Raw genomic sequence first — 19,532 nt, 5'->3', positions numbered from 1 at the left:
GGCATTGATCGCCACCGTCGTGTGGCGACGATCAATGCCCCGCGAAAATTGGCAACATTTGGCGAACTGAGCTACTCGGCCCGCGCCAACTCCTGTGCAAGGAACGGAGCGGTTCTGCTGCCAGACGTTCGGGCCACCTGCTGAGGGGAGCCCGCCACCACGATGCTGCCGCCGGCAGCGCCTGCACCAGGCCCCACGTCGATCACCCAATCAGCCTGGGCCACCGCGCGCATATCGTGTTCGATCATCACTACGGTATTGCCGGCATCGACCAGGCGCTGCAACTGCACCAACAGCCGGTCGGCGTCCGACGCATGCAGCCCGGTAGTCGGCTCGTCGAGCACGTACAGGCTTCGGCCGCGCTGGCTGCGCTGAAGCTCGGTCGCCAGCTTGATACGCTGCGCCTCGCCACCGGATAGCTCGGTGGCCGGTTGCCCCAGGCGCAGGTAGCCCAGTCCGATATCGCGCAGCAGTTGCAGTGGCCTTGCCACAACGTCTTCACCCGCGAAGAATTCGCTGGCTTCGTCCACGGTCATCTGCAGCACCTCGGCGATGTTGCGCCCGTTCCATTGCACCTTCAGCGTGGCCTCGTTGTAGCGTGCGCCATGGCACGTCGGGCACGGCGCGTACACGCTGGGCATGAACAGCAGTTCCACGCTGACGAAGCCCTCGCCCTCGCAGGTCTCGCAGCGCCCCTTGGCGACGTTGAACGAGAAACGGCCGGCGTCATAGCGGCGGCGGCGAGCGTCGGGCGTGGCGGCGAACAGCTTGCGCACGTGGTCGAACAGGCCGGTGTAGGTAGCCAGGTTCGAGCGCGGCGTGCGCCCGATCGGCTTCTGGTCCACCTGCACCAGACGCTGTATGGCGTCCACATCGCCCGCCAGATGACCGCCAGTCGCTTCGATCACCGCCGGCCCTTCGCTGGTGGCGCTTTCGGCCGCATCGTCTTCCGGCTCGTGGCCCAGGTGCAGCAGCACCAACTCCGGCAGGGCCTGCGCGACGAGGCTGGACTTGCCGGAGCCGGAGATACCGGTGACGGCCGTCAGCACGCCCAGCGGAATGCGTGCATCCACGCCATGCAGGTTGTGGCGGTGGATGCCCTGCAGTTCCAGCCAGCCGGTCGCTTCGCGTGCCCGGCTTCCCGGCGCGGGGATCTCCTCGAACAGATAGCGGGCGGTGCGCGATTCGGCAATCTTGCGCAGGCCATCCGGCTCGCCGCTGTAGAGCACGCGGCCGCCACGCTCTCCGGCATCCGGGCCGACATCCACCAGCCATTGCGCGCGGCGCATCAGGTCCAGGTCGTGCTCCACCACGAATACCGAGTTGCCGGCATCGCGCAGCCGGTCGAGCGCGTCGTATAGGGCCTGGCTGTCGGAGGGGTGCAGGCCCGCCGAGGGCTCGTCGAGCACGTACACGACACCGAACAGCAGGGAACTCAATTGCGTGGCCAGCCGCAGGCGCTGCAACTCGCCGGCCGAAAGCGTCGGTGTGGTCCGGTCCAGCGTCAGGTAGCCCAGGCCCAGCCCACGCAGTTGGCGCAGGCGTGCCATCACGCCACCGGCCAGGCGCTGCGCGGCGAGGCGCTTTTCTTCCGATAGCGCCGAGGTGCGGCGCACGTCGGGCGATACCGCATGGACGGCGCGACCGGAGGCCGCGCGTTCGGCACGGTCGCGTCGGGTCGCTTCCTTGTCCGTAGCCGCCCCCGCTGCATGGGCGCGGAAATCGCCCTGGGCGATGGGTTCGAGCAAGGCCGCCAACTGGTCCAGCGGCATCTGCATGAACGCGCCGATGTCCACGCCGGCGAAGGTGACCGACAGCGCCTCGGGCTTGAGCCGCTTGCCGTGGCAGGTGGGGCACGGTTTGCCCTCCATGAACCGGGACACGCGCTTTCTCATCAGCGCGCTCTGGGTGTTGGCAAAGGTGTGCATCACATACCGCCGGGCGCCGGTGAAGGTGCCCATGTAGCTCGGCTCCATCTTGCGCTTGAGCGCGGCGCGGGTTTCGGCGGGCGTGAAGCCGGCGTACACCGGCACCGTCGGTGTTTCCTCGGTGAACAGAATCCAGTCGCGATCCTTCTTCGGCAGGTCCTTCCACGGTCGGTCAACGTCGTAGCCCATGCTGACCAGGATGTCGCGCAGGTTCTGGCCTTGCCAGGCGGGGGGCCAGGAGGCGATCGCCCGCTCGCGGATGCTCAGGGAGGGATCGGGCACCATGATGGCCTCGGTCACCTCGTACACATGGCCCAGGCCGTGGCAGGTCGGGCACGCTCCCTGCGGCGTGTTGGGCGAAAAATCCTCGGCGTACAGCATCGGCTGGTTGGCCGGATAGGCGCCGGCGCGCGAATACATCATCCGCACCAGGCTGGACAAGGTGGTCACACTGCCCACGGAGGAACGCGCGTTGCTGGAGCCCCGCTGCTGCTGCAGCGCCACCGCCGGCGGCAGGCCGTCGATCGCATCGACGTCCGGCACGCCGGCCTGTTCGATCAGTCGCCGCGCATAGGGGGCCACCGACTCGAAGTAGCGTCGCTGGGCCTCGGCATAGATGGTGCCGAAGGCCAGCGAGGACTTGCCGGAGCCGGAGACACCCGAGAACACCACCAGCGCGTTACGCGGGATGGAGACGTCCACCTCCTTGAGGTTGTTCTCGCGCGCACCGCGCACTTCCACCATGCCGCTGGCCGCAGCGGTACAAGAGGATTCACCGAAAGAATTGTTTGGCAAGTTTTTATCCTGTAGTTCGTCCCGCTCAGGACGGGACTTCCTGAGTTCGGGTGCCGCGGCGGCTGGCTTCGAGAGCTGCGGTGACAGTGCGGGCGTCGTAGCTGCCGCGCAGACGACGACCCTCGACGAAGAACGTCGGCGTGGCGTGCGCACCGCTGGCGACCGCACTGGCGAGGTCGCGCTCGACACGCTCGATCACCGCGGTGCTGTCGAGATCCGCGATGAACCGTTCGACGTCGAGCCCAAGCTCGGCGGCGTAGCCGATCAGATGCTCGCGCTCCAGCGCATGCTGACGGGTGAACACGAAGTCCAGCCACGGCCAGAACATCCCCTGGTTCGCCGCTGCCTCGGACGCCCTCGCGGCAATCGGCCCGTGCGGGTGGTGCGGCAGATGGCGCACCACATACCGCAGGTCGTCACCGAAGTGGGCGCGCAGATCCTCCCAAGAGCCGGTAGCGTGCGCACAGTACGCGCACTCGAAGTCCACGTACTCCACCAGCGTGAGCTGCGCGTCCTCCGGCCCGCGGATGTGATCGATCTCCGGATCGACCGGCGGCTCAAGCACCATCGGCAGATCGGCGGTCTCCTCACCCCACCTGCGAGCGGCAACCTTGAAGATAAGCCACCCGAGCAACGTGGCGAACACCATCGACACGAGCACGCCGACCGTCGCCTGGCGGCCCAGGTCGGAGGTCGTGCCGAACGCGAGCCCGATGATCAGCAGCGACACGGTGAAGCCGATCCCGGACAGCGCCGCCCCACCGAACACGCTCCCCATTCCGACGCCCTCGGGCAGCCGGCCCAGGCCGAGACGGACGGCGACGAGCGTGGTTAGCCCGATGCCCAAGAGCTTACCGAGCACGAGCCCTGCAATGACGCCCCACGTGACTGGCGAGCCAAAGGCCTCGGCGAGCAGCCCGCCACGCACGTCCACCCCGGCGTTCGCCAAGGCGAAGATCGGCACGATCAGCAGCGCCGTCGGCAGCCGCAGGAACTCGTGCAATCGCTCGTTCACCGAGATACCTCGGGACAGCCCGCAGTCCACCGCGCGGGCCGATGCGGCACTCGGCGACTGCCAGAAGTCGCGGAACAGTTGTCTTGCCGCAACGACCCCGTGACGTTGCGTCGCATAGGCGGGGATCAGCAGCCCCGCGGCCATCCCGGCGAGAGAGGCATGGATGCCGGAATACAGGGTTGCGAGCCACAGCACGATCACGATCAGCACATACGGCATTGCCCGCCACTGACGGGTGCGCCCTAGCCACCACAGCGCAACGAGACTGGCGAGGGCGATCAACAACGGGACGACCCGGATCTCCTCGCTATAGACGATGCCGATGATGGACACGGCGAGGAAGTCATCGACCACGGTCAGGGTGAGCAGGAACACACGCAATTGACCGGACAGCCGCGGACCGACGATCGCCAGGGTGCCCAGCATGAACGCCGTATCGGTGCCGACCACCGCACCCCACCCGTGCAGGCCCTGACCTCCGGCCAGCCCCACGAGCAGGACGTACACCAGAGCGGGAAGCACAACACCCGCGACCCCCGCGATCAGGGCGAGACCGGCACGGCTGCGATCCCGGAGCGATCCGTGGGCGAACTCCTGACGCACCTCCAGGCCGATCAGGAAGAAGAAGACGACCATCAGGCCGTCGTTGACCCAGTGATGCAGGTCCATGTGCAGGCCCAGCGGCCCGAAGTCAAACCCGACGTCCAGATGCCACAACTCGAAATAGGCATCGGATAGCGGCGAGTTCGCCCACGCCAGCGCCACGACCGTTACGATCACCAGCAGCACCGCAGCACCAGACTCCGTGCGCAGATAGCGGGCAACGCGTCCCAGGCTGACATTCGCCGAGGATGCACCGAAAGAAGTGGCTGACATGTTCTTATCCTGTTCCTGTAGTTCGTGAAGTCGCGATGAGCCGGTTTCGGAGGCGACCGGTCAGGCGTCCGCCTCTGGCAGCGCCCCATCATCCAGCGAGCGCAGCCAAGTAAGCCTTTCTCCCAGCCTGCGCTCAACACCTCTGTCCGTTGGCTGATACCAGCCCGGCCGCGCCACGCCCTCGGGAAAGTAGCTTTGCCCAGCGGCATAGCCGTTGGGCTCGTCATGGGCGTAGCGGTAGCCTTCGTGATACCCCAACTGCTGCATCAGCTTCGTCGGCGCATTGCGAAGATGGAGAGGCACAGGCAGGGAGCCGCTGTTCTTGACGAAGGCCTTCGCCTTGTTCCAGGCGGCATAGGCAGCGTTCGACTTGGGGGCGGCAGCAAGATGAGCAGGCACCGCTCTACACGGTCCGTCTAATAGGCTCGCCGTATAGAGGCTTGTGCTGGCCCTTTCAGAACGCCCTCAGCTTCCTAGCTTTCAGACGAAGGTGTACGAGCAGACCTTGTTGCCCGCCGGATCACGCAGGTAGGCCGCATAGGCACCCGGCAGGTGACCACGCGGGCCAGGCTGGCCCTCATCGGTGCCGCCTGCGGCAAGGCCGGCAGCATGGAAGGCATCCACTTCGGCGGGAGTGGCGGCCGCAAAGCCGACCGTCACACCGTTGCTGGAAGGCGCTTCACCATTGCCCGGACGGGCGATGATGAAAGCCGGCTTTTCGCGACCGAAAAGCACCCATCCGTTGCCGAAAGGACCGAGGTTCTTGATGCCGAGAGCACCCAGAGCGGCGTCATAGAACGCGGTCGACTTCTGGACGTCGGCGGCGCCGACGAAGACGTGCGAGAAGATGCCGTCGCCGGAAATGACAGGATTGGACATGGTTAATTTCCTTGGTGGCTGGTGTTGAATGGATAGTGAGTGATCAGTAGTGGATCACCGTGCGAATCGACTTGCCTTCATGCATCAGGTCGAAGGCCTTGTTGATGTCGTCGAGGCCCATGGTGTGGGTGACGAACGGGGCGAGATCGATCTCGCCTTTCATTGCGTCTTCCACCATGCCGGGAAGCTGAGTGCGGCCCTTGACCCCACCGAAAGCCGAACCCTTCCAGGTGCGACCGGTGACCAACTGGAACGGGCGGGTCGAAATTTCCTTGCCAGCACCAGCCACGCCGATGACGATCGACTGGCCCCAGCCGCGGTGGGCAGCTTCCAGAGCCGAACGCATCACGTCGACGTTGCCGATGCACTCGAAGGTGTGATCGACACCCCAGCCGGTCATCTCGATCAGAACCTCGTGAATCGGCTTGTCGAAGTCCTTCGGGTTGAGACATTCGGTCGCGCCGAAGGTACGAGCCAGTTCGAACTTCGCCGGATTGGTATCGATGGCGATGATACGGCCCGCTTTGGCCTGGCGTGCACCTTGAATCGCAGCGAGACCGATGCCGCCGAGGCCGAAGATGGCCACCGAGTCGCCGGGCTGTACCTTGGCCGTGTTGTGCACGGCGCCGATGCCGGTGGTCACGCCGCAGCCCAGCAGGCAGACGTGCTCGGGGTTGGCGTCCGGGTTGATCTTGGCCAGCGAGACTTCGGCGACGACCGTGTATTCGCTGAAGGTCGAGCAGCCCATGTAGTGGTAAAGCGGCTGACCGTTGTACGAGAAGCGAGTCGTACCATCGGGCATCAGCCCCTTACCCTGGGTTGCACGAACCGCGACACACAGGTTGGTCTTGCCGGACTTGCAGAACAGGCACTCGCCGCACTCGGCGGTATAGAGGGGAATGACGTGATCGCCAGGCTTCACGCTAGTCACACCTTCACCCACCTCCACGACGATACCCGCACCTTCATGACCCAGCACGACCGGGAAGAGACCTTCGGGGTCGTCGCCCGACAGGGTGAAGGCGTCGGTATGGCAAACGCCGGTGTTCGTGATCTTGATGAGCACCTCGCCCTTGCGCGGCGGCTCGACGTCGATCTCGACGATTTCCAGCGGCTTTCCTGGCCCGAAGGCAACTGCTGCACGTGATTTCATGATGTCGCTTCCTTTACTAGCTAACTAAATTTGCCCTCACCGAGGGCACCCTGGTGCCTCTACCGCAGATAGGAGCGGACGATAGAGATGGTCTCGTCAATGGACTTGTTCTGCGAATCGCTCCTGATTTCGCTACTGGGAAACTCTTCCCGCAGATAGCTCTCCAGAACCGTTGCCATCAATCCGTTGACTGCGCCACGAACGGCCGCAAGCTGCTGAAGAATTGCAGGACATTCCGCACCTGCATCAAGCGCTTGCTCAAGAGTCGCTACCTGACCTTTGATGCGCCTGATGCGCGTCAGTGCTTGCTTCTTTTCTTCCGGACTGTGTGGCATCGAACACCTCTCTACTTGGGTACGCTGCCGCATTATACAATACTCCCCCATAGTATATGCGACCGAAAATCGACACAAAATCTGTGACGCTTCAAAATCGTAGACGTCAGCGGTCTTTACGGTGCCACTATGCCCCTCCCCGAACTCGTCACGGATAACCCCATGCTCCTGCATGAGGTGGCCGATCTCATGGAAATACACCCAAGTGATCGCAGCGACGAATAAATTATTGACGAGATCCTCGTCGGTGAAGCACTTAGGGAGCCACTGCAAAAATAGCCAACTGTGCCAGCCCTTGTCACACTGAATGCCCTCTCGACCATCTCCTTCAAACAATCCGAAACGCGCTATGCAGAAGACCTTTTCCGAGCTGGAGTATGCCAGCAAGAAGAAGCTGACTCGCCGGGATCGCTTCCTGGCGGATCTTGAACAGTTGGTGCCTTGGGCGATGCTAGAAGCGCAAGTGGCTCCGTTCTACGCCGACACTGCGGGTAAGCGCGGGCGGTCGGCGATTGGGCTGTCGCGTATGTTGCGGATGTATGTAGTGCAGCAGTGCTTTGGCTTCTCCGATGAGGGCACCGAGGATGCTATCTATGACAGCCAGGCAATCCGCGGTTTTGTGGGGATCGACCTGAGTCGCGATTCAGCGCCAGGTGCTACGACGCTGCTGCGTTTCCGCCGGTTGCTGGAAACCCATCAGTTGACGCGGACGCTGTTTGAAACGATCAATCAACATTTGGCCAGCCGGGGCCTGCTGCTCAAAGAAGGCACCATCGTCGATGCCACCCTGATCGCCGCGCCGCCCTCGACCAAGAACCGCGAAGGCAAGCGCGATCCAGACATGCATCAGGCCAAGAAAGGCAACCAATCGCACTTCGGCATGAAGGCCCACATCGACGTGGATGCGGCGACCGGATTGGTGCATAGCCTGATTGACACGGCGGCCAACGTGGCGGACGTGACCCAGGTCGACCAGTTGCTGCATGGCAAGGAGTCGCATGCCGTGGGTGATGCTGGCTACACCGGCGCGGCCAAGCGCCCGGAGCATGCTGGCCGGAACGTGATTTGGTCGATTGCCGCGCGGCCCAGCAGTTACCAGCAGTACGGCAAAGACAGTGTGTTGTATCAGGCTAAGCGCAAGATCGAATACGCCAAGGCGCAACTGCGTGCCAAGGTCGAGCACCCGTTTCAGGTGATCAAGGTACGCTTCGGACATCGCAAGGTGCGTTACCGCGGCCTGGCCAAGAACACCGCGCAGCTGTTTAGCCTGTTCGGGCTGGCCAATCTGCTGCTGGCCAAGCGGTATTTGCAGCGACTGGCGGGATAAATCCGCCTGCAACACGGATGCTGACCCGCCAATCAGTGAAGTCTGGGCTAAAATCGGCCTCAGAACGACAGTGCCACGACCGGTTGGCTGAAAATTCGGCTTGAAAACAGCACACGACGCGAACAGATGAATTGTTCAGCGCCTCCCTAAGTATCAAATGGCCTTCTCAAGCGCATTCAGTAACTGCTCGATCTTCTTCTCATTGCGTTTGTAGTAAGTCCAGGGACCAATGCGCTGAGATGTAACCAGCTGAGCTCTCTGAAGGGCTGCGAGGTAATTTGATACGGTCGACTGTGATAGCCCTACTCTTTCTTGGATGATGCTTACGCACACACCAAGCTGATCGGGATCTGCTTCCTGCTCAGGAAAATTCTCCCTTGGGTTCTTGAGCAAGGTGAGGATGGCGAGGCGTGTTGGGTTATCCAGAGCCTTTAACGCTTCGCTGACGTCGATGTTCATAGTAAATGGCACATAGCTGACTTTTCGCGATTTTACGATATTTCGATTTTAGTTGCTGCGCGCACTCCAACGAGGCGCGCAGCTCCAGCGCTGTCAGCTTTTGTAGAAGGGATAATCAACATACCCTTTCTCGGTACCGCCATACATGCTGCTGTCATCCAGTGGATTAAGCGGCCAGCCATTAGCGATCCGTTGTGGAAGGTCTGGGTTGGCAATGAAGGGGCGACCAAAGGCAATTAAATCAGCCCAGCCAGCTTCAATTACCGCGGCGGCACGCTCTGCCGTGTATCTCCCCGCACACAGAATGCGACCACTGAAGACCTCTCGTACCGCGTTGCGGAATGTATCTGGCAGCTCTGGAGCTTCGTCCCAGTCTGCTTCGGCCAGCGACAGGTAAGCGACACCAATTTCCTCCAGCACCTTGACGGCCTCAATGTAAGTCTCGTGTGGATTTTCTTCCACAAGGCCTAGGTAGACACGAAGCTCATCAGTGCTTGCAAACAGTGGAGCAAATCGAACACCCAAACGATCAGCACCCACCACGTCAGCAACTGCTTGTGTTATCTCTCGCAAGAATCGCAGGCGGTTCTGAAGGCTGCCACCATATTCATCCGTGCGGCAATTGGTGTGCGCTGAGATGAATTGGTTTACCAGGTAACCATTGGCGCAGTGCAGTTCTACCCCATCGAAACCGGCCTCTAGAGCATTCTGCGCTGCTTTGGCGTAGAGCTGGACGAGCTCTTTCACCTCTGTCGTGGAAAGCTCCCTTGGCTCAGATGGATCCGCCAAGATACCGGTGCCTGGTCCCGTCTCGATGAACACTTTCACGCTACGTGCTGGCAGTGCTGATGGTGCTACAGGAGCATCGCCATTTGGCTGCAGCGAGGTGTGGGATACCCGGCCAACGTGCCAGAGCTGCGCAAAAATGACGCCACCCTCTGCATGTACCGCTTCGGTCACCTTCTTCCAGCCTTCGATTTGTTCTTGGCTGTGAATTCCGGGAGTCCAAGCATAGCCCTGGCCTCGTGGCTCGATCTGAGTTCCTTCTGTGACCATGAAACCCGCACTAGCTCGTTGTCGATAGTAGGTCGCCATCAAGTCGTTGGGGATGTTTCCCGGCTGCGAGCTACGCGAGCGAGTAAGCGGCGGCAGCACAATGCGATTACGGAGGTCATAGGGGCCAATCTTCGTCGAGCTAAACAGCTTGTTCATGTTCATTCGTAGACCTAGATATCGGTAAATATAGATTTAGCAAGGCGATTCACCTCGCTCCTGAGACTGCTTTAACTCAATGCACTCTCTGTAGGAGTGCTGATCAAGAGGTTACTGAATGGCATGATTCTAATCCATATATCTAGAAATGCAAATATCTAGATCATACCAAGCATCTCAGCGAACTCAGAATGGACTAGCTGTAGCCCAGGTACAGTTATGGAAGCTGGCGCGCCAAACCACCGACTTTATTACCCCCTGTACGTAAAGTGCATTGAGCTCGACATTCCATTCTGCACCCAGGTGGGTCACACCGGCCCCTTGATGCCTTCTAAAACAGGCCGTCCGGTTCCTTACCTGGATGAGGTAGCACTGGATTTCCCTGAGCTGCGCATCGTTGCGGGGCAACTCGGGTTAAGCCCGGAGGTTGAGGCGCAATTTCTCTACGAAAATGCACGACGCGTGTTTAAGCTGTCGTAGAGGCCACGTCAGCCAAGTTGGCAGAGGGTGCCAATAGGCACAGGTTGGAGCCTGACTGGGAGCTCTATAGCAGAACTATTCACCCGCATTACCAGATGTCTCGGCAATGCGGGTGTTAGGGCTGTGAAAAAACGGCTTCACCGAGGTGGATCAGGAGAAGCAAGTTCCTCTTATCCCTGCATGGCACGATCTGCCTTACAGGCACGAAGGCCCTTAGTCGATATCAATGACGGCCTTACCTCGTACATCTCCGCGCTCAAGCATCTCATGTGCAGTCTGAGCTTGGCTTAAAGTAAAGCGGAACTCATCTACCAGCGGCTTCAACTGGCCCGCCTCTGCCAATTGGGCAGCCTTGCGTAGGATTTCGCCATGGTGAGAACGCCCTTTGCCAGAAAGCATTGGCAATAGGACAAATACCCCGGATAGGGTCATGCAGCGCAGGGAGCCCGGAGCTAGGTTATGGGAGGAAAAAGCAGCGCAACTGACGACGTGCCCATATGGGCGAATAGCCTGGAACGACAGATCCAAGGACTCGCCACCAACGGTGTCATAAATAATGTCGAAGCCATCCCCGTTAGTGTGCTGGGCCACATACTCATTGACGCCAACGCTTTGATAATCGATGGACGTTGCCCCGTAGGACTCGATGATTGATTGCTTTGCCGGGGACACGGTTGCATAAACATCCGCACCAAACGCTTTGGCGAGTTGTACGGCCACATGCCCGACTCCGCCAGCGCCACCATGAACCAACACGCGGTCACCCGCTTTCACAGCTGCTTTATCTACTAGGCCTTCCCATGCAGTCAGCGTCACCAGTGGCAGAGCTGCCGCTTCGCGCATGCTTAGATTTCTGGGCTTGATGGCTAACAAATTTGCATCGACTGCCGCGTACTGGGCTAGAGATCCCTGCAATCCACGCACACCGCCAGTTAGACCATACACCTCATCCCCAACTTGGAATTGAGTAACGCCTTCGCCCACTGCCTCAACGACGCCAGCCAAATCAGTGCCAATGATCGCTGGTAACTCAGGCATCGCGTAAGGGGCCTGCCCCAGGCGAATTTTGTAGTCGATTGGGTTAACGCCGATGGCTTTAATCTTTACCAGTACCTGCCCTTGTTGTGGCGAAGGCTTTGCGACTTCGACTTCACGCAGGGTGCTCGCGTCATAGCTGTCTAGGCGCAAGGCCTTCATCAGTCCCCCACTCGAAAGCGATTCAGTTACGTTGCTCACAGCTTTTGACTCCATACAAGCGGGGCCTGACGCCGAAGCGGCAGGCCCTAAACTCATTAGAATTCCTGCACGGTTGGGCGCAGAACGATCTCGTTAATATCCACTTCAGCAGGCTGCTCAATTGCGAAGGCGATAGCCCGAGCGACGGATTGAGCGGGAATTGCATGCTTGTAGAAGTCCACCACGAAATCGCGGCTCTGTTGGTGGGAGCTGCCGAATTTCAACTCGGAGTCCACGGCACCTGGTTCGATAGTCGTGGTGCGAATGCTGCCACCGACTTCGTGACGCAGTCCTTCGGAGATGGCCCGCACAGCAAACTTGGTGCCGCTGTACACCGTGCCGCCAGGGCTGAATACCTTCAGGCCTGCAACCGATGCGATGTTGATGAAGTGGCCACTGTTTTGTTTCTGGAAGACCGGCAATGCAGCCGCGACTCCGTACAGCAGCCCCTTGATGTTGATGTCGATCATGCGATCCCACTCGTCAGTCCGAGCATCACTGAGCGGTGCAATCGCCATCAGCCCGGCATTGTTGACCAGTACATCAATGCGCCCGTAGGTGTCCACGGCACCTTGAATGAGCGTTTTGACCTCTTCCTGAGAGGTGACATCGGTCTGATACGCGATTGCCTGACCACCTGCATTGGTCAGCTCAGTCACCAATGCGTCGAGTTTATCTTTGCGGCGTGCGGCCAGCACTACGCGCGCGCCAAGCGCAGCAAGGTGGCGTGCAGTCGCTTCACCCAAGCCACTGCTGGCGCCGGTGATAACGACAACTTTTCCAGAAATGTTATTGCTCATGTTGAGAACCTCATCGGCGGGTTTGTACTTCGCCATGGCTGGTTAACCTGGCAGTGCGCAAACCTTAGCCCCATGATTGATCTCAATAAATGGAAATGATTGGATTAAGCTATTCCTGAATATGGAATAAATGGGAGGGCAACATGCTTAACCGCATGGAGATGGTCAGGATTTTTTGCACAGCAGCAGAGGCAGGTAGCTTCCGCGAAGCGGCAACTCGATTAGGCATCTCCCCACAAGGGGTGACTCGAGCCATTCAAGCCCTGGAAACTGAGCTTGGCGAATCGCTGTTCCACCGCAATACCCGCCAGGTGAGCATCACTGCTTTCGGTCAGGATTACGCCAAAGATGCCAGGTCAGCTCTGGATCATTTCGATACGCTATTCCGGTCGCACAGGACGGAGCCTGAGCTGTCAGGTAGGGTGGGGATTACGGCTCCACATGCTATTGGCAGGCGCTTCCTAATACCGTTTCTTCAGCCCCTGGCCGCTGCACATCCTGACCTGCAATTCGATCTCCGCTTGGAAGATCAGATGACTGATGCTGTCGAGGCGCATATCGATATTGGTATCAGGGTGGGGGTTATTCGCGACCGGCGCTACGTTGCACGTGCCTTAGCTCCCGTGCCGTTTTACGTTGTCGCGTGCCCGTCTCTCATAGGCCAAAAGACACCACCTAAATCTTTGGATGCCTTAGCTAAGCTGCCACTTTCAGTCCTGATCGACCGGAAAAATGGCCGCCCTTGGCCTTGGCTATTTGCCGACGGGCAAACGTTCACGCCCAGGCAGCCAGCTCTTATCTGTGATGATCCCGATACGGAATTGGAAGCCACCCTGGCAGGCATGTGTTTTGGCCAAATTCCTGCCTATCTGGCTGAGCCTCATCTGCGGTCAGGAAAGCTGGTTGCTGTTTTGGCTGATCTCGCTCCAGCGCCATGGGATCTGTTCATATACCGCCCGCAGCAGGGTCCTGTATCGAAGCGGGTGCGATTGGTGTACGACCACCTTAAGCAGGCTTTCTCAAACCCCAAGCTATTTCCCCAGGGCCTGGGGACATAGCTTGAATACCTGCCAGCAATCGTCCGCTTTTGGCCGAAAGCAGTCCATCGTCACCGGCAGCTATCGGCCAAAAGCGGACCTTGCCGCAGCGTACGCGGCGGATTGGCTGACCCAGCCAGAAACTGCTGCGGAGTAGCGTGATGATCCGCATTCTAGTTCCAGACGTGTCGACCCTGGTTGGCGAACACAAGCTCTTTTAATGCGCTGAGCTGGCAGCCCCTAGCGACGGCTGAAGCAGCTAGGAATTGGTTCTCGTCTTTCACCTAGTACAGCTTGTGCTGGCGTAATGGTATCGTCAGCGTTCACTGCCTCTACTCATACAGGAGTTTTGCCAGCATGGGCGCTGCTAAGAAGTTGCCGTTGATCTCCCCATTTCTGGCTAGTGCGGCCATCCCTCGTACAGGTGAGTCCAAGCTTCCGGGCCATTACTCGAAAGAGAAGGACATGTGGGTGGTCGAGACGGAGTCAGGGGTGAAGCCCGTCATCGCCAAAGGCGCCCTCGCCGAGTTGCTCACGAAAACTAGGCAGGACGAGGAACAGGATGACGACACGCCCTTCATGCTCGAAACCATCACCAAGACCTACCAGCGGACGGAGAGTGATGACGACAGCTTCACCGGGCCAAACCAAGTGCTTGAGCTGCTCAGTAAGACCAATACGATATCGGAGCGAGACGACCCTGGTTCAGCCAATTTCATCCTTGAGTTGCTCACTAAGACTCATGTCGAATTAGAGAGTGACGATACGGCGCCTTCGATGGGCCTAGATACACGCTTCTACGAGGACTGAGCGAGGCACTGCAATGCTCCTATTGGTGACAAACCGGCGCGACATCACAACGGATTATATTGTCGCTGAGCTACAGCGTCGCGAGATTCCTTATTTCCGCCTGAACACCGAGCAGCTGCCCCAAGCGCTCTGCACCATGTCCCCTTTTCCTCGGCAGGCATGGTCGATTGAGATTGATGGTAGGCGCGTTTCTGGCGAGCAAATTACGGCAGCTTACTTCCGTCGCCCAGGCGCGCCATCGATTCCGGAAGCGGTCAGTGACGCGGGAGAAAGGGCATATGTTGAAGCTGAATGGAGCAGCTTTCTAAAGAGCCTATACACACGTTTGGATGGTGTTTGGCTTAACTCTCCGACGGATATCTGGCTCGCCGAAGACAAGCCTAAGCAATTGCTATTGGCACACGAGATTGGCTTTAACGTGCCAGAGGCCACTATCACGAACGACATTGATTCAGCGATACAAGTCGCCCAGCTTGCTCCCGCCATCGGCAAGCCACTCCGTCAAGCATTGCTTTCCGGTGAGCAGGAGCGAGTGATCTTCACCACTCGCTTGAGCAAGCTCAAAGGCACCGACGCTGCCGCTATCGCACTTGCTCCCTTCATTGTGCAAAGTGAGATTCGGAAGAAGTACGACGTTCGAGTCACTGCTGTCGGTGATAGGTTTTTTGCCACGGCCATCTGGTCTCAGGAGTGTTCAGAAACTGAAGTGGATTGGCGACAGGGGAGCCGACCCGATCTGAGGCATGAGCGTATTGAGCTGCCTGGGGCGATTCAGGAGCAGTGCCGAGAGCTTCTTGGCCGTTTGAATCTTCGCTATGGCGCAATTGATTTCATTTGCGATGAAGCTGGGCGCCTTTGGTTCCTAGAGATCAACCCTAATGGCCAATGGGCATGGATTGAGAACCTAACGGGGTACCGTATCGCCGAGGCCATCGTTGATGAGCTTGAGGGGGCTGGCCGTGGTTAGGGTCTGTGATTTTGTATGGCCAATGCCGAGTAAGGCCGGCTCGGATGACCAAAAGAAGCTCATGAGCAGCTTGAATGAGGCCGTGGAAGAGGGGGACTGGTCTAGGGGGGCCGATGTCGCTCTAGAGGAAGCTAGAAGGATCTTCGATGCCGAGTCAGAGCGCCGTAGCAGCGCTGATAGCAAGGCAGGGATTTATCTTGCTGTGATCACTGCACTTATTCCTGTGCTGACTTCTTTGCTTCCGAATTTGTGGGGAAGCGGAATCCACGTCGTCTTGGGGAGCCTTTCTCTGCTGATGTTTGGGATTTCCGTGGCATACCTTATAGGAGCTGGTTGGTGGGCGTTTAAGACGATAAAAGTAGCAATGTCCTACACGATCAGCCCTTATGACATTGCTATGAGCTGGAAAACGGATAGTCCGGAGCAAGGGCTAGCAAAGCGTCTCTCCAAAGCGGTGATCGCCAACTACGACAGAGTAAACGAGAAGGTCTTGTTCATCAAAATGACGCACGCGTATCTTCTTCGGTCTTTCTTTGGCTTCGTGGCTCTGCTCCTCATCCAAGCCAGCTGGCCTATGGGAGCGTCCATCGTCGACGTGGTCTTTGAATACTTCGAGTCGAGTGAGAAACTCTCCAGCCTAATCATGTGCTTTTCATGATCATTAGAGTTTAGGTAGCGCCTTTTTAAGGTGCCTGAGTCCTCGGTTAGAAAGTAAAAAGCAGCTAGTATTCACCAATGGTGAACAATGGAAACTGCAATATCACGAATTTGCCCGGTTTCATGTGCGAAATTATGGAGAGCGTTGCTCGGTGAAAATTAGAAAGATTACGATCAAGAACTTTCGTGGGGTGAAAGAGCTTGACTGGAACCTTCCAGCAGCCGATATCTTCTGCCTCATAGGGAAAGGTGATTCTTCCAAGTCAACTATCTTGGAAGCAGTCCGATATGCGTTCTACCCTCAATGGAACCTCTCCCTCAGCGACTCGGATTTCTATCAATGCAAGGTTGAGAACTCCATCGTCATCGAAGTCACGATAGGCGACTTGATTGAAGAATTCTGCTCGCTCAACAAGTACGGCAACTACCTCCGGGGCTGGGACGCAGCAGCACTGAAGCTCACGGACGAGCCGGATGACCATCTAGAGAATGTTTTGACCGTACGGCTCACGGTTGAGAAGGATTTGGAGCCAAAGTGGATCGCGCTCTGCGACCGCAGTCCCGAAGGTGTTCCGTTCAAGCAAGCCGACAGAAATAAAGTCAGTGTGGGCCTCATCGGTGCATACAGTGAGAGGCAACTTTCGTGGGCGACTGGAACTGCGTTAGCCAAGCTGACTGAAGCACAGAGTCTGAATGAATTGCTGGCGAACGCCTCCAGGTCTGCCAGGACGTCGCTGGACGCTGATCGGCCAGTCACTCTTAAGAACTTTGACGCTGCGGCTGCGAAGTCGCAGGAGCTAGCTAAGCTGCTGGGTGTCCCCGTACTGGACACCTACAAGGCTCACCTCGATCTGACCTCCATAAACCTAAAGGTGGGCGGGCTGGCCTTGCATGACGGCGACCTGCCGCTGCGTCAGTTGGGCCTTGGATCGCGCCGCATGCTACTGTGTGGCATTCAGACGGTGGGCCTGGAAGAAGGCCATATCACCTTGTTTGATGAGGTGGAGTTTGGCTTGGAGCCGCATCGGATCACCCGTCTCATCAAGCACGTTAGAGATGACAAGCGCGGGCAGTACTTCCTCACGACCCATTCTCCTATCGTGCTGCGCGAACTCACGGTGAAAGAGCTTCACATCGTTCACAACAAGGGCGGTGTGGTTCAGATCATTTCTGCTGCCAAAGAGGGCCTTGAAGAGCACGAGATGCAGGGGAAGATTCGGTCAAGCACCGAAGCATTTCTGGCGAAGAAGGTGGTGGTGTGCGAAGGCGCTACAGAGGTCGGCTTCCTGAGAGGTTTTGACGACTACCAGGTAGAGAACAAGAAGGATCCGTTTTCTTTCCACGGCGTAGCGCTGCTAGATGCGAAAGGAGCCAGCAAGGTGAAGGCACTTGCGAAGGCTTTCAAATCTCTTTGCTATGACGTGGCGGTGCTCGCAGATAGTGACGCTGAGGATCAGTTTTCTCGCGCCGATGAGGAAGAGCTTATTGAGTTGGGAATTCCGGTCCAGGTGTGGAGCGAGAAGCTTTCACTGGAGGAGCGGGCTTTCCAAGATCTGCCGTGGGCCAATGTGTTGGCCAGTGTGAGGCTCGCTCAAGAGGAGCTAGGCCTCCCTACCCACGAGCAGGTGCGATCCAAGTTCCTTGAGGACCTGGACAAGGACATTGGCACGTGGAAAGACAGTCTCAAGCTCCGAATTGCCATAGGTGTCGCGGCGAAGAAGGCCGGTTGGTTCAAGGACACCACCAAAGGAGACCTATGGTTCAAGGCTATAAGCCCGGCCTTCCAGGACGCTGCTTTCGGCAAAAAGAATCTTGCGCTTGAACTCGGCAAGCTTTGGGCGTGGGCAGAGCATGTCTGAGGAACTGGCAATCAAGCTCAACGATTGCACAACCAAAGGGTATGTGATCGCGCCTGCTGGATACGGAAAGACGCATCTCATCGCATTGGCAGTGCGGGCTTCTGGCGGCAGGCAACTGATCTTGACCCACACCTTTGCGGGCGTGAACTCGATCAAGACCAAGATGACTGCACTTGGTGTTCCTGCCTCCAAATATCAGGTGGACACGATTGCAAGCTGGTCGCTGCGCCTTTGCTTGGCTTACCCCAAGACTTCGAGGTGGGAGACGGAAAATCCGACCAGCAAGCAGTGGAACAAGCTCTATGGGTGCTGTTCTGGTTTGCTGGAGAAGAAGTTCATTCGTCATGTGGTAGCGGCCACCTACGCTGGCGTCTATGTAGACGAGTATCAGGACTGCTCCGATTCGCAGCACTCGCTTGTCTGCGCCTTGGCAGAGTTCTTGCCCTGCCGGATATTGGGCGACCCCATGCAGGCCATCTTTGACTTTGACGAAGGCAAGCCTGTGGACTGGGATGCGAGCGTCTATCCCACTTTTGGCTGTTTGGGTCAGTTGGAGACTCCTTGGCGCTGGGAGAGAGCAGGAGAGCCAGAGCTTGGTGCTTGGCTAAAGGGGGCGCGAAAGAAAATAGAGCAGGGCCAGAAGATTGACCTGCTTGGCGAGCTACCACCCAGCGTGGTTCGTGTCTACACCAAGCCCGAATACCTTGCTTCACAACAGTATTCGTCGCTCTGTGAACTGCTAGGTCACAACGAGAGCGTGATTGCTCTGCATGGTGGGGACCCGCGCTCCAAAAACAAGACTCACCGCTTGGCCCAAACCATGGCTGGACGGTTTTCCTCCATTGAAGAAGTTGAAGGTAAAGACCTTCACTCGTTCCTCAAGAAGTTTGGAGCCGCGAAGACCGTCCAGGCAGGCTTTCTTCTCGCATTAGATTTTGCAAAGAAGTGTTTCACTGGCGTGAGCAACGCATTGACTGCCGGCACCAAACGAGGGGAGGTGGCGAAACAAAGTAAAGGGACCAAATACCCATTGGTCTTGCATGCGGCGAATGACTACCTGAACAACCCAACAAGCAGCCACCTCAAGTCATTCTTCCTGGCATTGAAGGCCAACCCAGAGACTTCGGCCTATCGCCGTGATCTGCTGTATCGCCTCCTCAACGTGCTGAAGATGCACATTGACGGTGAAGGAGTAACTCTCTCAGAGGCTGCAAACATGTACCAGCGCGAGATGAGGCATACGGGACGACCTATCAGCCACCGAAAGCTCATCGGGACAACACTGCTGGTCAAGGGCCTAGAGTACGATCATGCGGTCGTTCTCGATGCGGACGCACTTGACGCCAAGGATCTGTATGTCGCGATGACTCGTGGATCGAAGTCCCTCACCATCATTGGGACAAGCAGATATTTGCCAGCGGAATAGTCATGACGCCATGACTGAGTAGAATCGGCGGCCCTGAGGACGCATAGTGAGGCCCTCTAAGCCTGAGCGCATCAGTCCGCTTTTGGCCGGTTTCTGCCTAATGCGACCGGCCGCTACGAGTCGACTGTCGCCGCTCGTGGCTGTCTGAAACCAGCACTCTGTTCAGACGGGCTTTCTCCGATTGAAAAAAGATCTTTGCGCGACTCGACAGCATAACCTTAATTTTCTGACTCGTAGCCATGGCTACCTCAAAGACTTTCTGGAATCTATATTTATCTGCA

Annotated in this window: 17 protein-coding genes and 1 pseudogene; 8 read left to right on the top strand and 10 right to left on the bottom strand. The window is 58.2% G+C overall.

Features of this window, described 5'->3' with window-relative positions:
* Window positions 1-71 precede the first annotated feature (71 nt).
* The 6 genes and pseudogenes from ACIGFL_RS05905 to frmR form a co-directional block, all read right to left on the bottom strand.
* Window positions 72-2,723 (bottom strand): excinuclease ABC subunit A, encoded by a 2,652-nt coding sequence (locus tag ACIGFL_RS05905; RefSeq protein WP_397496449.1) that lies wholly within the window; start codon window positions 2,721-2,723, stop codon window positions 72-74.
* 25 nt (window positions 2,724-2,748) lie between these two features.
* Window positions 2,749-4,614 (bottom strand): Na+/H+ antiporter NhaA, encoded by a 1,866-nt coding sequence (gene nhaA / locus ACIGFL_RS05900; RefSeq protein ID WP_397496448.1) that lies wholly within the window; start codon window positions 4,612-4,614, stop codon window positions 2,749-2,751.
* A gap of 60 nt (window positions 4,615-4,674) precedes the next feature.
* Window positions 4,675-5,004, bottom strand: a pseudogene (locus ACIGFL_RS05895) (recombination factor protein RarA); the annotation flags it as partial.
* Window positions 5,005-5,094: 90 nt separating this feature from the next.
* Window positions 5,095-5,493 (bottom strand): VOC family protein, encoded by a 399-nt coding sequence (locus tag ACIGFL_RS05890; RefSeq protein WP_009681673.1) that lies wholly within the window; start codon window positions 5,491-5,493, stop codon window positions 5,095-5,097.
* Between the two features lie 43 nt (window positions 5,494-5,536).
* On the bottom strand, window positions 5,537-6,646 hold the full coding sequence (locus ACIGFL_RS05885) for an S-(hydroxymethyl)glutathione dehydrogenase/class III alcohol dehydrogenase (RefSeq protein ID WP_023435204.1): 1,110 nt from the start codon (window positions 6,644-6,646) through the stop codon (window positions 5,537-5,539).
* 59 nt (window positions 6,647-6,705) lie between these two features.
* Window positions 6,706-6,981, bottom strand: coding sequence for a formaldehyde-responsive transcriptional repressor FrmR (gene frmR / locus ACIGFL_RS05880; RefSeq protein ID WP_007182548.1), 276 nt, complete (start codon window positions 6,979-6,981; stop codon window positions 6,706-6,708).
* 349 nt (window positions 6,982-7,330) lie between these two features.
* On the opposite strand from frmR, the gene ACIGFL_RS05875 reads away from it, so the two are divergent.
* Entirely contained in the window at window positions 7,331-8,308 is a 978-nt protein-coding gene (locus ACIGFL_RS05875) for an IS5 family transposase (RefSeq protein ID WP_397496447.1), read from the top strand.
* Between the two features lie 153 nt (window positions 8,309-8,461).
* Here the strand turns inward: ACIGFL_RS05875 and ACIGFL_RS05870 are convergent, their stop codons facing one another.
* Window positions 8,462-8,767, bottom strand: coding sequence for a helix-turn-helix transcriptional regulator (locus tag ACIGFL_RS05870; protein WP_068383111.1), 306 nt, complete (start codon window positions 8,765-8,767; stop codon window positions 8,462-8,464).
* A 93-nt stretch (window positions 8,768-8,860) separates the two neighbouring features.
* Entirely contained in the window at window positions 8,861-9,985 is a 1,125-nt protein-coding gene (locus ACIGFL_RS05865; protein ID WP_397496446.1) for an alkene reductase, read from the bottom strand.
* 213 nt (window positions 9,986-10,198) lie between these two features.
* Between ACIGFL_RS05865 and ACIGFL_RS05860 the strand changes: the two genes are divergently transcribed.
* Entirely contained in the window at window positions 10,199-10,459 is a 261-nt protein-coding gene (locus ACIGFL_RS05860; protein ID WP_397496445.1) for a hypothetical protein, read from the top strand.
* 213 nt (window positions 10,460-10,672) lie between these two features.
* On the opposite strand, the gene ACIGFL_RS05855 is transcribed toward ACIGFL_RS05860, so the two are convergent.
* Together ACIGFL_RS05855 and ACIGFL_RS05850 are read right to left on the bottom strand one after the other, a co-directional pair.
* Window positions 10,673-11,656, bottom strand: a complete 984-nt coding sequence (locus ACIGFL_RS05855; RefSeq protein WP_397496629.1) for a zinc-dependent alcohol dehydrogenase family protein — start codon at window positions 11,654-11,656, stop codon at window positions 10,673-10,675.
* Window positions 11,657-11,751: 95 nt separating this feature from the next.
* Window positions 11,752-12,495 carry an SDR family oxidoreductase gene (locus ACIGFL_RS05850; RefSeq protein WP_031634793.1) on the bottom strand — a complete coding sequence of 248 codons (744 nt, stop codon included), beginning with the start codon at window positions 12,493-12,495 and terminating at the stop codon, window positions 11,752-11,754.
* Between the two features lie 143 nt (window positions 12,496-12,638).
* Here ACIGFL_RS05850 and ACIGFL_RS05845 point away from each other — a divergent pair, with 143 nt between their 5' ends.
* The 6 genes from ACIGFL_RS05845 (at window position 12,639) to ACIGFL_RS05820 (ending at window position 19,251) form a co-directional block, all read left to right on the top strand.
* On the top strand, window positions 12,639-13,553 hold the full coding sequence (locus ACIGFL_RS05845; protein WP_021702752.1) for a LysR family transcriptional regulator: 915 nt from the start codon (window positions 12,639-12,641) through the stop codon (window positions 13,551-13,553).
* Between the two features lie 336 nt (window positions 13,554-13,889).
* Window positions 13,890-14,342, top strand: a complete 453-nt coding sequence (locus tag ACIGFL_RS05840) for a hypothetical protein (RefSeq protein ID WP_397496444.1) — start codon at window positions 13,890-13,892, stop codon at window positions 14,340-14,342.
* A 13-nt stretch (window positions 14,343-14,355) separates the two neighbouring features.
* Window positions 14,356-15,309, top strand: coding sequence for an MvdC/MvdD family ATP grasp protein (locus ACIGFL_RS05835; RefSeq protein ID WP_397496443.1), 954 nt, complete (start codon window positions 14,356-14,358; stop codon window positions 15,307-15,309).
* Window positions 15,281-15,967, top strand: coding sequence for a hypothetical protein (locus ACIGFL_RS05830; protein WP_397496442.1), 687 nt, complete (start codon window positions 15,281-15,283; stop codon window positions 15,965-15,967). The genes ACIGFL_RS05835 and ACIGFL_RS05830 overlap by 29 nt, the downstream gene beginning before the upstream one ends.
* Before the next feature lie 151 nt (window positions 15,968-16,118).
* Window positions 16,119-17,825, top strand: a complete 1,707-nt coding sequence (locus tag ACIGFL_RS05825) for an ATP-dependent nuclease (protein WP_397496441.1) — start codon at window positions 16,119-16,121, stop codon at window positions 17,823-17,825.
* On the top strand, window positions 17,818-19,251 hold the full coding sequence (locus ACIGFL_RS05820) for a UvrD-helicase domain-containing protein (protein ID WP_397496440.1): 1,434 nt from the start codon (window positions 17,818-17,820) through the stop codon (window positions 19,249-19,251). The genes ACIGFL_RS05825 and ACIGFL_RS05820 overlap by 8 nt, the downstream gene beginning before the upstream one ends.
* Window positions 19,252-19,532 lie beyond the last annotated feature (281 nt).

This window comes from Pseudomonas sp. NPDC077649 (assembly GCF_044542855.1).
Lineage (GTDB): Bacteria > Pseudomonadota > Gammaproteobacteria > Pseudomonadales > Pseudomonadaceae > Aquipseudomonas.
This window is presented reverse-complemented; position numbering and strand designations above follow the sequence as displayed.

Coding starts and splice junctions, on each gene's coding strand:
- ACIGFL_RS05870 (WP_068383111.1), bottom strand. CDS start 8,767: ATGAACATCGACGTCAGCGAAGCGTTAAAGGCTCTGGATAACCCAACA.
- ACIGFL_RS05830 (WP_397496442.1), top strand. CDS start 15,281: ATGAGCTTGAGGGGGCTGGCCGTGGTTAGGGTCTGTGATTTTGTATGG.
- nhaA (WP_397496448.1), bottom strand. CDS start 4,614: ATGTCAGCCACTTCTTTCGGTGCATCCTCGGCGAATGTCAGCCTGGGA.
- ACIGFL_RS05860 (WP_397496445.1), top strand. CDS start 10,199: ATGGAAGCTGGCGCGCCAAACCACCGACTTTATTACCCCCTGTACGTA.
- ACIGFL_RS05835 (WP_397496443.1), top strand. CDS start 14,356: ATGCTCCTATTGGTGACAAACCGGCGCGACATCACAACGGATTATATT.
- ACIGFL_RS05845 (WP_021702752.1), top strand. CDS start 12,639: ATGCTTAACCGCATGGAGATGGTCAGGATTTTTTGCACAGCAGCAGAG.
- ACIGFL_RS05855 (WP_397496629.1), bottom strand. CDS start 11,656: ATGAAGGCCTTGCGCCTAGACAGCTATGACGCGAGCACCCTGCGTGAA.
- ACIGFL_RS05890 (WP_009681673.1), bottom strand. CDS start 5,493: ATGTCCAATCCTGTCATTTCCGGCGACGGCATCTTCTCGCACGTCTTC.
- ACIGFL_RS05885 (WP_023435204.1), bottom strand. CDS start 6,646: ATGAAATCACGTGCAGCAGTTGCCTTCGGGCCAGGAAAGCCGCTGGAA.
- ACIGFL_RS05875 (WP_397496447.1), top strand. CDS start 7,331: ATGCAGAAGACCTTTTCCGAGCTGGAGTATGCCAGCAAGAAGAAGCTG.
- ACIGFL_RS05865 (WP_397496446.1), bottom strand. CDS start 9,985: ATGAACATGAACAAGCTGTTTAGCTCGACGAAGATTGGCCCCTATGAC.
- ACIGFL_RS05820 (WP_397496440.1), top strand. CDS start 17,818: ATGTCTGAGGAACTGGCAATCAAGCTCAACGATTGCACAACCAAAGGG.
- ACIGFL_RS05850 (WP_031634793.1), bottom strand. CDS start 12,495: ATGAGCAATAACATTTCTGGAAAAGTTGTCGTTATCACCGGCGCCAGC.
- ACIGFL_RS05840 (WP_397496444.1), top strand. CDS start 13,890: ATGGGCGCTGCTAAGAAGTTGCCGTTGATCTCCCCATTTCTGGCTAGT.
- frmR (WP_007182548.1), bottom strand. CDS start 6,981: ATGCCACACAGTCCGGAAGAAAAGAAGCAAGCACTGACGCGCATCAGG.